Genomic DNA, 14,380 nt, shown 5'->3' on the forward strand with positions numbered 1-14,380 from the left:
CCGCACGGTCCGGGCGCAGACACACCGCAGCGGCGGAGTCCCCCCGGACGGGGCGCCCACACCCCGGGACACCGCACTCCTCACCCCGGAGGCAGAACGTCCCCCGGATCCGGCGTTCGCCCCCACAGGCGACACTCGCCCGCCGGGGACGCGACACCCCCCTCGGGATGCCGCACTCGACCCCTCGGGACGCTGCACTCGACCCCTCGGGGCCGGGGCACGCACCCGAGCGGTCCGTTTGGCGGCGCCCGGCGGGGGTACCCCGCCGCCGGACCCGGCGGACGTGCGAAGAACGCGGGTCCGCGGGACGATCGAGGCACCGAGCGGGAGGAGGGAGTCGTGGGCGTACGCACCTGGATCGACTCCTGGCCGGTCTACCGCCAGCTCACCGGCACGGATCCGCTCGGCCGCGGGGCCGCCGCCAAGAGCGGGCGCAGCGCGCGTCTCGCGCCCCGGGTGGCCACGGCCGACCGGGTGGTGAAGTCGGTCTGCCCGTACTGCGCGGTGGGCTGCGGCCAGGACGTGTACGTCCAGGACGGCGCGGTCACCCAGATCGAGGGCGACCCGGACTCCCCCGTCTCACGCGGCCGGCTGTGCCCGAAGGGCTCGGCCAGCCTCCAGCTGACCACCGGCGACGCCCGCGAGCACCAGGTGCTCTACCGGCGCCCGCACGGCACCGACTGGGAGCGGCTGGACCTGGACACGGCGATGGACATGATCGCCGACCGGGTGATCGAGGCGCGCCGGGCCGGCTGGCAGTGGGAGGTCGACGAGACCCGCACCCGGCGCACCCTGGGCATCGCGAGCCTCGGCGGAGCCACGCTCGACAACGAAGAGAACTACCTGATCAAGAAGCTGTTCACCGCGCTCGGAGCGATCCAGATCGAGAACCAGGCGCGCGTTTGACACTCCTCCACGGTTCCCGGTCTGGGAACCTCGTTCGGCCGCGGCGGCGCGACCACCTTCCAGCAGGACCTGCAGAACGCGGACTGCATCGTCATCGAGGGCTCGAACATGGCCGAGTGCCATCCGGTCGGGTTCCAGTGGGTGATGGAGGCCAAGGCGCGGGGCGCGAAGGTGATCCACGTCGACCCGCGGTTCACCCGCACCAGCGCCCTGGCCGACGTGCACGTGCCGTTGCGCGCGGGCACGGACATCGCCTTCCTCGGCGGAATAATCAATTACGTGCTCCGGCACGAGAAGTACTTCCGCGAGTACCTCGTGGCCTACAGCAACGCCCCGGTGATCCTGCGCGAGGACTTCCGGGACACCGAGGACCTGGCCGGGGTCTTCTCCGGTCTCGACACCGACAACCGGAGCTACGACAACGCCAGTTGGCAGTACGAGGGCACCGAGGTGCAGGCGGCCTCCGGCGAGCGCGACCAGGAGTACGAGGTGCGCACCGGCGGCGGCAGTTCGGTGACGGAGGCCGCGCGGGGCGAGGCGCACGGTGCCGGCGGCGCGGCGATCGGCGAGGGCGAACCGGAACGGGACGAGACGCTGACGCACCCGCGCTGTGTGTTCCAGGTGCTCGGCCGGCACTACGCCCGCTACACGCCGGAGCTGGTCGAGCAGGTGTGCGGGGTGCCGCAGGACCTGTTCCGCCAGGTGTGCGAGCTGATCACGGAGAACTCCGGACGCGACCGGACGACGGCCTTCGCCTATGCGGTCGGCTGGACCCAGCACACGGTCGGTGTGCAGTACATCCGGGCGGCCTCCGTCCTGCAGACCCTGCTCGGCAACATCGGCCGGCCGGGCGGCGGCATCCTGGCTCTGCGCGGGCACGCCTCCATCCAGGGGTCCACGGACATCCCGACCTTGTTCAACCTGCTGCCCGGCTACATCCCGATGCCGCACGCCCACGAGAACGAGGACCTGGACGCCTTCGTCGAGGGCGAGGCCTCGCGCAAGGGCTACTGGGGCAACATGCGGGCGTACCTGGTGAGCCTGCTCAAGGCGTACTTCGGGGACGCGGCGAGCGCCGGGAACGACTACTGCTTCGACTACCTGCCGCGGCTGACCGGCTCCCACTCGACGTACGAGACGACGATGGCCCAGCTGGACGGCGTCTGCAAGGGATACTTCCTGATCGGCGAGAACCCCGCGGTGGGCAACGCCAACTCGAAGCTGATGCGGCTCGGCATGGCGAACCTGGACTGGCTGGTCGTCCGGGACTTCTCGCTCATCGAGTCGGCGACCTGGTGGAAGGACGGGCCCGAGATCGAGACCGGCGAGCTGCGCACGGAGGACATCGGCACCGAGGTGTTCTTCCTGCCGGCCGCCGCGCACACCGAGAAGGACGGCAGCTTCACCAACACCCAGCGGCTGCTGCAGTGGCACCACAAGGCGGTCGAACCGCCCGGCGAGGCGCGCAGCGACCTGTGGTTCACCTACCACCTGGGCCGGCTCGTGCGGGAGAGGCTGGCCGGGTCCGGCGACGAGATGGACCAGCCGGTGCTCGACCTGACCTGGGACTACCCGACCACGGGCCGGCACGCCGAACCGGACGCCGAGGCCGTCCTCGCCGAGATCAACGGGTACGACGCCGAGGGCACGGCACTGTCCTCCTACGAGGAGCTGAAGGACGACGGCTCGACCAGCTGCGGCTGCTGGATCTACTGCGGGGTCCGCGCCGGCGGCGTCAACCAGGCGGCGCGCCGCAAGCCCGGTGAGGAGCAGGACTGGGTGGCGGCCGAGTGGGGGTGGGCCTGGCCGGCGAACCGGCGCATCCTCTACAACCGCGCGTCGGCCGATCCGCAGGGCCGGCCCTGGAGCGAGCGCAAGGCCCTGGTGTGGTGGGACCCCGAGAAGGGCGAGTGGACCGGCCACGACGTGCCCGACTTCAAGAAGGACAAGTCGCCGGACCACGTACCGCCCGAGGACGCGACGGGACCCGAGGCGCTGGGCGGAACGGACGCGTTCGTCATGCAGGCCGACGGCAAGGCCTGGCTCTACGTACCGTCCGGCCTCACCGACGGGCCGTTGCCGGCGCACTACGAACCGCAGGACTCCCCGTTCCCCAACCTTCTCTACGACCAGCAGCGCAATCCCGTGCGCCAGTTGCTGCCCCCGCACCCCGACAACCGCTACCAGCCGAGCGGTGACGAGCCCGGCGCGCAGGTCTTCCCGTACGTGGCGACCACCTACCGGCTGACCGAGCACCACACGGCGGGCGGCATGTCCCGCTGGCAGCCGTACCTGGCGGAACTGCAACCCGAGTTCTTCTGCGAGGTGTCCCCGGAACTGGCCGCCGAACGGGGCCTCGAACACACCGGCTGGGCGACGATCGTCAGCGCCCGGGGTGTGATCGAGGCGCGGGTGCTGGTCACCGACCGGGTGGCACCGCTGACGGTGCAGGGGCGCCGGCTTCACCAGGTGGGGCTGCCCTACCACTGGGGCCCCAACGGCTACAGCACCGGGGACGCGGCCAACGAGCTGCTCCATATGTCCCTGGACCCGAACACGCACATCCAGGAGACGAAGGCGTTCGCCGTCGACATCCGCCCGGGCCGGCGTCCCCGGGGCCCGGCGGCCCTGGAGCTGGTGCGGGCGTACCGGACGCGGGCGGGCATCGACGAGCACACGGGAACGGAGCCGTGAGGGGCCCCGGGCGTGAGCGGCCCCGGTTCACGGCCGGGACCGTCGTCCGGTGAGCCGGCGGACTACCTGAGCACGACCGAGTGCGTGCCGCGGGGCACCAGTTCGCCCACGACCGGCGCTCCGGGCACTTCACCGGCGACGAGCAGCCCGCCGGAGGTCTGCGCGTCGGCGAGCAGCAGCCTGGTCTCCTCGTCCGTGTCCCCGAAGTCGGTGTGCGGCGCGACCCACTCCAGGTTGCGCCGCGTGCCGCCGCTGACGTAACCGTCCCGTACGGCGTCCCGGGCGCCGTCCAGGTACGGGACGGCAGCGGTGTCGACCACGGCGGTGACGCCGGAGGCCCGGGCCAGTTTGTGCAGATGGCCGAGGAAGCCGAAACCGGTGACGTCTGTGGCACAGCGGGCACCGGCGGCCAGTGCGGCCGCGGAGGCCTCCCGGTTGAGGGCCGTCATGGTGGCGACGGCCTGTTCGAACCGCTCCCCGGTGGCCTTGTGGCGGTTGTTCAGCACGCCGAGCCCGAGGGGCTTGGTCAGCGACAGCGGCAGCCCGGGCCGGCCGGCGTCGTTGCGCAGCAGCCGCTCCGGATCGGCGACACCGGTGACGGCCATGCCGTACTTGGGCTCGGGGTCGTCGACGCTGTGGCCGCCGCCGACATGGCAGCCGGCCTCCGTGGCGATGTCGAGGCCGCCGCGCAGCACCTCGCGGGCGAGGTCGAAGGGGAGCCGGTCGCGGGGCCAGGACAGCAGGTTGACGGCGAGCACCGGCCGGCCGCCCATCGCGTACACGTCGGAGAGGGCGTTGGCGGCGGCGATGCGGCCCCAGTCGTAGGGATCGTCCACGACCGGGGTGAAGAAGTCGGCGGTGCAGACGATCGCCGTCCCCGCGTGCCGGACCACGGCCGCGTCGTCGCCGGTGGCGAGCCCGACGAGCAGCGGGGCGTCACCGCCGGTGAGCGGTTGTGCGGTCAGCCCGGCCACCACCTCCTCCAGTTCGCCGGGCGGGATCTTGCAGGCGCAGCCTCCGCCGTGGGCGAACTGTGTGAGCCGTACGGCCGCCTGTCGTGCCGGTGTCGATGTCATACCTGCGGTCTCCCGGGGCAGTAGCCTGACGAACGGTGGAGGCGTGTGGGTGCCTGGTGGCCCTCCCGGTCTTCAAAACCGAGGGGCTCGAGGATCTCGGGCCGGCGGGTTCGATTCCCGTCCGCCTCCGTTCCCCGCTTCCGGACGACAGCGCCTGCGCCGGTCGTCGACGCGCTCGGTGTGCCCGCGGGCGTCCAGGAACTCCAGCAGCGGTACGGCCACCCGGCGGGTGGTGTCCAGTGCCCGGCGGGCCTCGCTGAGCGTGAACGGCTGGGGCAGTTCGCGCAGCACGGCGGCGGCAGCGGCGTCCGCGCCGGGCAGCAGCACGATCCCGTCGGCGATCCGCAGCAGGGCCCCGGCGCCCGCCGCGGCGGCCAACGCCCTGTGGTCCAGGCCGAGTTCGGCGAGCCGTCCGGCCTCGGGGGCACGGAACGGGCTGCGGGACAGATCCCGGCGTACGGCGTCCACGGCCGCACGGACGGGCGCGGGCAGATCGGGTCCGCGGCTGCCGGCGGGGTGCAACCGGCCCTGGCGGGCGAGGATCCTGGGCTGTGCCGCGGCCAGGGCGTCGACCAGGGCGCGGTCGGGCAGCCCGAGCAGTCTGCGGGCCGCCTCGGCGGGCAGGCCGGGCTCCATCGGGTGGGCGCGTGCGTGGCGGTGGACCTCGGCGGCCAGCCGGTCCCGCAGTTCGCCCCAGTGTGCCGCGTCGGCCAGCCAGTCCCCGGTGACGGGCTCGCCGGGCGCCGGGACGCCCATCGCCCGCAGCTCGGCACGCCGGACCAGCCGGCGGCGGCGCAGCTCGCCGGCGCCGTCGGGGCGCCCGGTCATGCCGGCCAGTTCGGCCGCGCGGGCCCGGCCGGCGCCGCGCCGGGTCAGCCGGGGCGGTCGTACGTCCAGGACGGTGACCGCGCAGGGCAGGCGGCCGCCGCCGGGTTCGCGCAGCACCGCGCGGTCGCCGACCCGCAGGGGCAGGCCCCGGCGCAGCGAGAGCCGGGCGGTGTCCTCGCCGAGCGGACGGACGGTCACCGGCACGGCGGCCGTACCGATGTGCAGGGTGACGCCCCGGGGCAGGCCGGCAGCGGGCTCCCCGCCGATCCGCACGTCGGCCACGTCGGTGCACAGCCAGCGGTCCGGGGTGAGCAGCACCTGCCCGCGGCCGAGGGTCTCGTCGCCGGGACCGTGCACGTTGACCGCGACACGAGCCACCGCGCCGACGGCCGTCCGCTCCTCGTTCAGACTCTGCAGGCCGCGTACCCGCAGCCGGGTGCCGCCGTCCCCGGTGATCAGCCGGTCGCCGACCCGCAGGGTGCCCGCGCCGAGGGTGCCGGTCACGACGGTGCCGTGTCCGCGGACGGTGAAGGCCCGGTCCAGCCACAGCCGTACGTCGGCTTCGGGGTCGGGCGCGGGCAGCGCGTCGGCCAGCCGGGCCAGTTCGGTGCGCAGCTCGTCCAGACCGGCGCCGGTGACCGAGCTGACGGCGACCGACCCGACTTTGCCGAGCGAGGTGGCGGCCAGGCGCTCGGCGGCGTCGGCGCGTACCGGTTCGGGGTCGGCGAGGTCGCTGCGGGTCACCGCGAGGACGGCGTGCCGGACACCGAGCGCGTCCAGGACGGCCAGGTGCTCGGTCGACTGGGGCTGCCAGCCCTGGTCGGCTGCGACCACGAACAGTACGGCGGGCACCGGCCCGACACCGGCGAGCATGGTGGCGACGAACCGCTCGTGCCCGGGTACGTCCACGAAGGCGAGCGGTTCCCCGGCGAGGCGGGTCCACACGAAGCCCAGGTCCAGGGTGAGCCCCCGGCGCCGCTCCTCCTCGTACCGGTCGGGCTCCATCCCGGTGAGCGCCCGGACCAGGGCGGACTTGCCGTGATCGACATGGCCGGCGGTGGCGAGAACCCGCATCACAACCGCCTCTCGACGGGGGCGCGGGGTGCCCGTCCGCGCTCCGTCGTGGGTCGGGCTGCCGTCGCGGGTCGCGCCTGGGTCGTCGGTGGGGCTTCGGTCGCCGGGCCGGCTTCCATCGCCGGCAGCGCTTCCGGCGCCGGGCGGGCGGTGTTCACCGGCCGGGCGGCCGTCGTCCTCGCCGCCGACCGGACGGCCTCGGCCAACCGGTCGTCGTCGATCTCCGGTACCGACCTCAGGTCCAGCAGACAGCGCCCCGCTTCCAGGCGGCCGACGACCGGGACCCGGCCGGTGCGCAGGGCTGCTGCGTACGGCTCGGGCAGGGAGAGGGCCGCGCTGGGCAGGGTGACGCCAGGAGCGCCACCGCCACCGACCGTTGCGGTGCTCTCGACGGCTCGGACGTCGATCCCGTCGGCGGCCAGCTGGGCGGCGAGCCGGTCGGCGCGGGCTCCGAGCCGGGCCGGGTCCGCGGTGAGGGCGAGCTGCGTCGGGGTGGGCGGCCCGGTGAGGGTTGCCTCCAGGGCGGCCAGGGTCAGCTTGTCGACGCGGAGGGCACGGGCGAGCGGGTGCCGGGCCAGGGCGCGGACCAGGTCCTCGCGGCCCAGCAGGAGCCCGCACTGGGGTCCGCCGAGCAGTTTGTCACCGCTCGCGGTCACGAGCGCGGCACCGGCGCGCAGCGAGGTCTGGGCGTCGGGTTCGTCGGGCAGGTCCGGATGCGGGGCGAGCAGCCCGGAACCGATGTCGACGACGACCGGTACGCCGAGACCCGCGAGGTCGGCGACCTCGACGGACCGGGTGAAGCCGGTGATGCGGAAGTTGGACGGGTGGACCTTGAGCACGAAACCCGTGTCGGGGCCGATCGCGTCGGCGTAGTCGTCCGGGGCGGTGCGGTTGGTCGTCCCCACCTCGCGGAGCCGGGCGCCGGTCGAGACGAGCAGGTCGGGCAGCCGGAATCCGTCGCCGATCTCCACCATCTCACCCCGGCTGACGACGATCTCCTTGCCGGCCGCGAGGGCGGTGGCGGCGAGGACCAGAGCGGCGGCGCCGTTGTTGACGACGTGCGCGGCACCGGCGGCCGGCACCCTCTCGTGCAGTGCGGCGAGGGCGGAGCGGCCCCTGCGAGCCCGTACCCCGGTCGTGAGGTCCAGTTCGACGTCCGTCGGCCCCGCGGCCTCCTGAACGGCCTGCCGGGCGGCGGTGGACAGCGGGGCCCGGCCGAGATTGGTGTGGAGCAGCACGCCGGTGGCGTTGATCACCGGATGCAGGCCGCTCGCCGTGCCGGGCAGGAGGGCCAGGGCGGTCCGCGGTACCTGGTCCGGCGGGATGCCGCCCGCACGGGCCCGCTCCTGCGCCTGCCGCACGGCGGCCTTCACGAGGGCCGGTCCCAGCCGGTCCACCGCCGCGGACAGCCGGGGGTCACGGAGCAGCACGTCGGTACGCGGAATGCGACGGCGCGGATCGGTCTCACCGTGCCGGTGCCGACCGCCAGGACCGCCTGCGCCAGTGTCACCGTGCCGGCGCGGACCATCGGGGCCGCCGCCTGTGCCGGCCTCACCGTGCCGGTGCGGACCACCGGAGCCGCCGCCTGTGCCGGCCTCACCGTGCCGGTGCGGACCACCGGGGCCGGGCTCGCTCCATGCCGGGTCCTCGTCGGTCCTTCCCGGTACCGGCCGCTGCTCCATCGCGCCCTGTCCCTCCAGGTCCGGCCTGCGCCCGTACGGGCTGCGCTCATCGTCTCCCAGTGCCCCCGGCCCGCCGTTCGACACGCCGGGACGCACGCACGTTGGCCGCGACCACCGCTCGGGTACCCGGCGCCGCATGATGGAGCAGCAGCACGAGCGCGAACTCGAGCGCGAGCGACAGGACGAGGACGGGACGGCGGCCGAGCGGGCGGCGCGCCGGCAGCGCGAGGCGGAACGCGAGCGCGTCGCCGTAGAGCCGTTCGACCACCCGTGCCCGGAACACCGGGCCGGGGGCCGGGCCCGGCGCCGCATCAGTGAGGCGGCAGCCGTCGCCGACACCCCTCCGGGGATCGCCTGGGGCTACGGCGCGACGGGCGGCGGACAACCAGGAGCCGGCGGCACCGCACACCCACCGGCCCGTTCCCACCGGAGCACCGGCGACGACGTACCGGCCGCGCAGCCGACCGACGACGAGGAGCGGGCGAACCACTCCGAGCGCTGACGCTCACCGGAGCCGGCCGACGCTCCACGCCGCCGCGCAGCCGACCGACGACGAAGAGCGGGCGAACCACTCCGAGCGCTGACGCTCACCGGGAGCCGGCCGACGCTCCACGCGGACCCGGGAACGGTCCACCGCGGGAGCCGGCCGACGCTCCAGCGAGGGGGCAGTCCTCGCCGGACCGTTCGGCTTCGGGCCGGGTCCGGTTCCTCACGGCCTCCCCGTCGGCCGCGGTGGCCGGTCGTCCCGGTCGTCGGCGTCCGGTGGCGGCCGTGGCGGCGGGGGCTCGCCCGCGGTGAGGTGTTCCAGCACCTCCATCAGTTCCTGGCAGGCCTTCTCCACCGAGCTGCGGGTGTTGCGCTGCTCGATGATCACGGCGGAGAGCAGCAGCGCGGTCAGGGCCATGGCGCCGTTGAACGCCTGGAGCTTCAGCAAGACCTCGGTCCGGTTCAGTCCCTCGAACGCCCCGACGCCGTCGGTAGCGGCGACGGTGGCCACCACCGACGTCAGCAGCGCACAGAGCACGCTGCCGAGCAGCTGGAACCGCAGGGCAGCCCAGATGATGAGCGGGTAGACGAGGAAGAGCGTGCTGATCGGGCTGTAGGTCGCGAACGGTACGAGGGCGCAGGTGACGACGGCCAGCGCGGTCGCCTCCTTCCAGCGGCCCAGTGGCAGCGGTGTGCGGGCGCCGTGCAGCAACAGCAGCAGCGGGGTGACGATCAGCACGCCCATCGCGTCGCCGACCCACCAGGCGAGCCAGACGGGCCAGAAGCCGTGCGGGGCCAGCCTGTCGGTGACGACGAGGGTGCCGACGCTGATGGTCGCGCTGATGAGCATGGCGGCCAGCGCGGCCAGGAACACCAGGGCGACACCGTCGCGCAACCGGCTGAGGTCGGTGCGGAACCGGGCCCGGCGCAGCAGCAGCGCCGCGCACACGGGTGCGGCGGTGTTGCCGAAGAGGATGCCGAGCACGTGGGCGTCGGGCGCGGTGAGGGTGAGGATGACGCAGAAGACACCGATCGTGATGCCGGGCCAGCAGCCCAGGCCGAGGATCAGCAGGGCGGCGACGGCGACGCCGGTCGGCGGCCAGATGGGGGTGACGACGGCGCCCTCGACGGTCAGGTCGCACAGCAGGCCGAGCCGCCCGGCCGCGTAGTAGCAGGCGGCGACGGCCAGCACCTGGACGACTCTGCCGCCCGGCCGGCGCAGCTCCTCGATACCCACCACAGTAGCCATCTCACACCGGGGGCACCGGGTCGGCGAGGCGGGAGACTCTCCCCTCCGGCCCTATGGCTGAATACGGCACCGCCCGGACAGCGCCCGCCGCACCGGTCACGGCTGGGCGGCCGGTCCGTCCAGGCCCACGACGAGGACGGCGGCGTCGTCCTCGTGTCCGACGCTCTCGGCGCCCTTGATGACGGCCGCGGCGAGGGAGTGGGCCGCGAGGCCGGCGACGGCGGCGATGCCCGCGAGCCGGACCACCTGGTCGAGGCCGTCCTCGACGGTCAGCGACGGCCCTTCGACGACACCGTCGGTGAGCAGGACGAACACTCCGCCGGTGGTGAGCCGGTGCCGGGACACCGGGTAGTCCATGCCCTGCTCGATGCCGAGCGGCGGCCCGCCCTCGTCGTCGACGACTCCGGACTTCCCGTCGGCCGTGGCCCAGACGAAGGGGATGTGCCCGGCCCGGGCGCTCTCCAGCACTCCGGTGGCCGGGTCGAGCCGCATGAAGGTGCAGGTGGCGAACAGGTCGCTGCCTAGGGAGATCAGCAGGTCGTTGGTGCGGGCCAGCAACTCCCCCGGCTCGCCGGTGACGGAGGCGAGCGCCCGCAGTCCGGCCCTGACCTGGCCCATGAAGGCGGCGGCCTCGATGTTGTGCCCCTGCACGTCACCGATCGACAGCCCGATCCGGCCGTCGGGCAGGGTGAACGCGTCGTACCAGTCGCCGCCGACGTTGAGGCCGAGGTTGGCCGGTGCGTAGCGCACCGCCAGGTGCAGACCCGGGGCGGCGGGCAGGTCCCGGGGCAGCATGCCGCGCTGGAGGGCGATGGCCAGCTCGACCTGGGTCCGCTGCTGCTCCGCGCGCTGACGTGCCTGGGCGGTGAGCGAGCCGAGTCTCGCCAGCAGCTCGTCGCCTTGGTCCGTGGGGCGCTTGCGGGGCATCGATCACTTCCGCCGGGACGGCGGCCCACGATGGGCCGGGCCGCCGGGAATTGGCAAACGCCTCGATTTTACCCAAAGAGGAAAATTGCGCCCTGCGGGCCCGATTCCGGTCAGCGGACCTCGGAGTCGATGCCGGTGATCACCGCAGGTCCGAGCGGTGCCTTCCGCTCGTCCAGTCCCGCGTCCCGCAGTGCGCCGTCCGCGAGGCGGCGCGCCTCCTCCTCGGCGTGCGGGCCGGTGTCCGCCTCGACGGTGAGGCGGAGGGTGAAGGTGTTGTCGTCGTTGACGCTGAGCACGTCCAGGTCCTCGGCGGTGCCCATCCGCGTACCGTGCGGATCCGCGGGGCGGAGCGCCTGGGCCAGCCGGGTCCGGGTGTCGGCCCCGATGCCACTGGTGAAGGTGCCGGGGACGCTGATCACGTAGGTCGTCATGAGACGGGTCCTTTCCTCGGGCGTCGCGTCCCCCCGCCTACCCCGAATCGGGCCCTTCGCACAGCGGGGCCCCGCACCGTTCCCCCGGATGGTGGATCTCCCCGTGTGGGCTACCCGGCCGGGCAAGGGCGGGATGGGAGATTGCCTGAGGCGGCCTCGGGCCGCCCCCGTCACCCCTGTTCGAACCTGTTCGAAGGACTCGCCCATGCGCCTGCGCCGTCCGCTCGCCGCCGTGTTCGGCGGACTCGCCCTCGTCCTGGCCACCACCGGCTCCGCGCTCGCCGCCGACGGCACGTTCACCTGGATCGGCCCCCAGGGCAAGGGGTACGCGATCTCCGACCCACCGGACAACAAGTGCTTCGACATGGCCCAGGAAGCGCGCGACGCGCACAACGCGACGAAGAAGCCGCTCGTCGTCTACACGAAGAAGAAGTGCAAGGGGACGGCGCTGCGGCTCGCCCCGGGCCGTTCGGCGCCCAGGGGCGCGCGGTTCGCCAGCGTCGTCTTCAACCCGCGCTGACCGCTCCGCCGGGTGTCCCGACGAGAATTCCGGGCCCGGGGGGGCGGTGAGCCCCCTCGGGCTTTCGTGCCCTGTGCCGGTCGGACCTCGTGCCGGTCGGACCTCGTGCCGGTCGGACCTCGTGCCGGTCGGACCTCGTGCCGGTCGGGCCAGGGGGCCGGTCAGCCCCCTCAGACCCAGCCGTCGAGCGCCCCCATGAATCCGTCGAAGTCGTCGCGGTAGAGGGTGTGTCCGGCGCCCTCTACGGTGCGCAGTTCGAAGCCCCGCTGGACCAGTTCACCGGCCAGACCGGGGCGCAGGAATTCGCTGGCGCCGCCCAGCACCACCAGTGAGGGCACGACCGCGCGCGCCGGCGCCCGTCCGACCGAGTAGATACCGGGGAGGACCCGGGCCGTGGTGGGGTCCCAGTCGGCGAGCGTGGCCAGTTCGATGTCCACTTCGGTGTCGTCCCAGCCCGGATTGAGGCTCTTGATCATGGCGCGGGTCGCGGTCTTGAAGATCGCGAAGTAGGCGGAGGCCTCGACCAGCTTTTGCGGCATGTCCCACGCGGGGTCGCAGTAGACGGCCCGCTTGGGTGCCAGCCGTTCGACGGCCCCGGCCAGGGCCATGGCGCCGAGCGAGTGGCCGAGCACCAGCTCCGCCCCCTCGGGCAGGGTTTCGACGAGGTCGTCCGCCCAGTGCTCGGGGCTGTACTCGCCCCGGCCGCTCCTGCCGTGCCCGCGCAGGTCCACTCCGATGACCCGGTACCCCTTGTCCGCCAGGACGGGCGCGAGCCGGTGCCAGGTGCGGTGGTCGGACATCATGCCGTGCACGAGGACCGCGATCCGTTCGCCGGTACCCCACTCGTGCGTGTGCAGCCTCATCGGCGCCTCCTCCCCCGTCGGGGGCTCCGTCGGATCATGTCATCGCGGAGGGGGCCGGATCCACTACCGAACCGCTCTCGGGGACCCCCTCCGAGACCCTCCTGAGCGTGTGGTTATCATATGAGCGCTGCCTAGCTCGAAAGATGGACCTGTGACTGTCAACGACGACTCGTTCACCAACTGGAAGATCCGCGAGGAGATCGCGGAGTCGATGATCCCGCTCATCGGGAAGCTGCACCGCGAGCGGGACGTGACCGTCCTGCTGCACAGCCGCTCCCTGGTGAACAAGTCGGTGGTCAGCATCCTCAAGACGCACCGCTTCGCCCGGCAGATCGCCGGCGCCGAGTTGTCGGTCACCGAGACCATGCCGTTCCTGGAGGCCCTGACCGCGCTCGACCTCGGGCCGTCCCAGATCGACCTCGGCATGCTGGCCACCCTGTACGCGGCCGACGAGCGCGGGCTGAGCGTGGCGGAGTTCACCGCCGAGGCGGTCGCCGGTGCCACCGGCGCCAACAAGATCGAGCGCCGCGAGTCGCGTGACGTCGTCCTGTACGGCTTCGGCCGTATCGGCCGCCTCGTCGCCCGCCTGCTGATCGAGAAGGCCGGCTCCGGTAACGGCCTGCGCCTGCGCGCCATCGTCGTGCGCGGTGGCGGCGCCCAGGACATCGTCAAGCGCGCCTCGCTGCTGCGCCGCGACTCCATCCACGGCCAGTTCCAGGGCACGATCACCGTGGACGAGGACACCAGCACGATCGTCGCCAACGGCAACGAGATCAAGGTGATCTACGCCGACGACCCGTCGCACGTGGACTACACCGAGTACGGCATCCGCGACGCCATCCTCATCGACAACACCGGCAAGTGGCGCGACCGCGAGGGCCTGTCGAAGCACCTGCGCCCCGGTATCGAGAAGGTCGTGCTGACCGCGCCGGGCAAGGGCGACGTCCCGAACATCGTGCACGGCGTGAACCACGACACGATCAAGCCGGACGAGCAGATCCTGTCCTGCGCCTCCTGCACCACCAACGCGATCGTCCCGCCGCTGAAGGCCATGGACGACGAGTACGGCGTGCTGCGCGGCCACGTGGAGACCGTCCACTCGTTCACCAACGACCAGAACCTGCTGGACAACTACCACAAGTCCGAGCGCCGCGGCCGGTCCGCGCCGCTCAACATGGTCATCACCGAGACCGGTGCCGCCTCGGCCGTCGCCAAGGCGCTGCCCGACCTGAAGGCGAAGATCAGCGGCAGCTCGATCCGGGTGCCCGTGCCGGACGTCTCGATCGCGATCCTCAACCTGCAGCTGGCCCGCGAGGCCACCCGCGAGGAGGTCCACGACTACCTGCGCGAGGTGTCGCTGACCTCGCCGCTCAAGCGTCAGATCGACTTCATCACGGCGCCCGACGCGGTCTCCAGCGACTTCATCGGCTCGCGCCACGCTTCGATCGTGGACGCCGGCGCGCTCAAGGTCGACGGCGACAACGCCATCCTGTACCTCTGGTACGACAACGAGTTCGGCTACTCCTGCCAGGTCGTGCGGGTCGTCCAGCACGTGTCGGGCGTGGAGTACCCGACGTACCCGGCGACGGCGGTCTGATCCGCCCGGCCTCGCCCGCGTACGGCCGCCGACCGGGGTTCCGGTCG

General features: G+C 73.2%; 10 protein-coding genes, 1 tRNA gene and 1 pseudogene. 5 read left to right on the plus strand and 7 right to left on the minus strand.

Translation table 11 applies throughout. From position 1 onward, the window contains the following. Positions 1–339: 339 nt before the first annotated feature. A complete protein-coding gene (gene fdh, locus JK359_RS11410) occupies positions 340–3,600 on the plus strand; it encodes a formate dehydrogenase (RefSeq protein ID WP_307788064.1) in 3,261 nt (1,086 codons plus the stop codon). Positions 3,601–3,662: 62 nt separating this feature from the next. Here fdh and selD read toward each other — a convergent pair whose 3' ends face one another. Then, positions 3,663–4,676, minus strand: a complete 1,014-nt coding sequence (gene selD / locus JK359_RS11415; RefSeq protein WP_201834546.1) for a selenide, water dikinase SelD — start codon at positions 4,674–4,676, stop codon at positions 3,663–3,665. 37 nt (positions 4,677–4,713) lie between these two features. Here selD and JK359_RS11420 point away from each other — a divergent pair. Further along, a tRNA-Sec gene (locus JK359_RS11420) sits at positions 4,714–4,806 on the plus strand. Between the two features lie 83 nt (positions 4,807–4,889). On the opposite strand, the pseudogene JK359_RS11425 reads toward JK359_RS11420, so the two are convergent. Both JK359_RS11425 and selA read right to left on the minus strand, forming a co-directional pair. Then, positions 4,890–6,578, minus strand: a pseudogene (locus JK359_RS11425) (GTP-binding protein); the annotation flags it as partial. Then, on the minus strand, positions 6,578–8,260 hold the full coding sequence (gene selA / locus JK359_RS11430) for an L-seryl-tRNA(Sec) selenium transferase (RefSeq protein ID WP_372445391.1): 1,683 nt from the start codon (positions 8,258–8,260) through the stop codon (positions 6,578–6,580). The pseudogene JK359_RS11425 and the gene selA, both read right to left, overlap by 1 nt. A gap of 136 nt (positions 8,261–8,396) precedes the next feature. On the opposite strand from selA, the gene JK359_RS11435 reads away from it, so the two are divergent. Further along, positions 8,397–8,762 (plus strand): hypothetical protein, encoded by a 366-nt coding sequence (locus tag JK359_RS11435; RefSeq protein ID WP_236677620.1) that lies wholly within the window; start codon positions 8,397–8,399, stop codon positions 8,760–8,762. A gap of 207 nt (positions 8,763–8,969) precedes the next feature. Here JK359_RS11435 and JK359_RS11440 read toward each other — a convergent pair whose 3' ends face one another. The 3 genes from JK359_RS11440 to JK359_RS11450 form a co-directional block, all read right to left on the minus strand. Next, the gene (locus JK359_RS11440; protein ID WP_201834762.1) at positions 8,970–9,986 is read right to left on the minus strand and encodes an MASE1 domain-containing protein; all 1,017 of its coding nucleotides are present in this window, start codon (positions 9,984–9,986) and stop codon (positions 8,970–8,972) included. A 105-nt stretch (positions 9,987–10,091) separates the two neighbouring features. After that, the gene (locus tag JK359_RS11445; protein ID WP_201834548.1) at positions 10,092–10,922 is read right to left on the minus strand and encodes a PP2C family protein-serine/threonine phosphatase; all 831 of its coding nucleotides are present in this window, start codon (positions 10,920–10,922) and stop codon (positions 10,092–10,094) included. A 110-nt stretch (positions 10,923–11,032) separates the two neighbouring features. Further along, complete coding sequence (locus JK359_RS11450) at positions 11,033–11,353, minus strand: hypothetical protein (protein ID WP_201834550.1); 321 nt, start codon at positions 11,351–11,353, stop codon at positions 11,033–11,035. 205 nt (positions 11,354–11,558) lie between these two features. Between JK359_RS11450 and JK359_RS11455 the strand changes: the two genes are divergently transcribed. Next, positions 11,559–11,873, plus strand: coding sequence for a hypothetical protein (locus JK359_RS11455; RefSeq protein WP_201834552.1), 315 nt, complete (start codon positions 11,559–11,561; stop codon positions 11,871–11,873). 170 nt (positions 11,874–12,043) lie between these two features. Here JK359_RS11455 and JK359_RS11460 read toward each other — a convergent pair whose 3' ends face one another. Next, complete coding sequence (locus tag JK359_RS11460; protein WP_201834554.1) at positions 12,044–12,736, minus strand: alpha/beta fold hydrolase; 693 nt, start codon at positions 12,734–12,736, stop codon at positions 12,044–12,046. Positions 12,737–12,887: 151 nt separating this feature from the next. Here JK359_RS11460 and JK359_RS11465 point away from each other — a divergent pair, with 151 nt between their 5' ends. Next, positions 12,888–14,333 carry a glyceraldehyde-3-phosphate dehydrogenase gene (locus JK359_RS11465; protein WP_201834556.1) on the plus strand — a complete coding sequence of 482 codons (1,446 nt, stop codon included), beginning with the start codon at positions 12,888–12,890 and terminating at the stop codon, positions 14,331–14,333. The last annotated feature ends 47 nt before the right edge of the window (positions 14,334–14,380 follow it).

It is taken from the genome of Streptomyces actinomycinicus (genome assembly GCF_016741775.1).
GTDB classification, from domain to species: domain Bacteria; phylum Actinomycetota; class Actinomycetes; order Streptomycetales; family Streptomycetaceae; genus Streptomyces; species Streptomyces actinomycinicus.

Coding starts and splice junctions, on each gene's coding strand:
- JK359_RS11445 (WP_201834548.1), bottom strand. CDS start 10,922: ATGCCCCGCAAGCGCCCCACGGACCAAGGCGACGAGCTGCTGGCGAGA.
- selD (WP_201834546.1), bottom strand. CDS start 4,676: ATGACATCGACACCGGCACGACAGGCGGCCGTACGGCTCACACAGTTC.
- JK359_RS11435 (WP_236677620.1), top strand. CDS start 8,397: ATGATGGAGCAGCAGCACGAGCGCGAACTCGAGCGCGAGCGACAGGAC.
- JK359_RS11460 (WP_201834554.1), bottom strand. CDS start 12,736: ATGAGGCTGCACACGCACGAGTGGGGTACCGGCGAACGGATCGCGGTC.
- JK359_RS11450 (WP_201834550.1), bottom strand. CDS start 11,353: ATGACGACCTACGTGATCAGCGTCCCCGGCACCTTCACCAGTGGCATC.
- selA (WP_372445391.1), bottom strand. CDS start 8,260: ATGGAGCAGCGGCCGGTACCGGGAAGGACCGACGAGGACCCGGCATGG.
- JK359_RS11455 (WP_201834552.1), top strand. CDS start 11,559: ATGCGCCTGCGCCGTCCGCTCGCCGCCGTGTTCGGCGGACTCGCCCTC.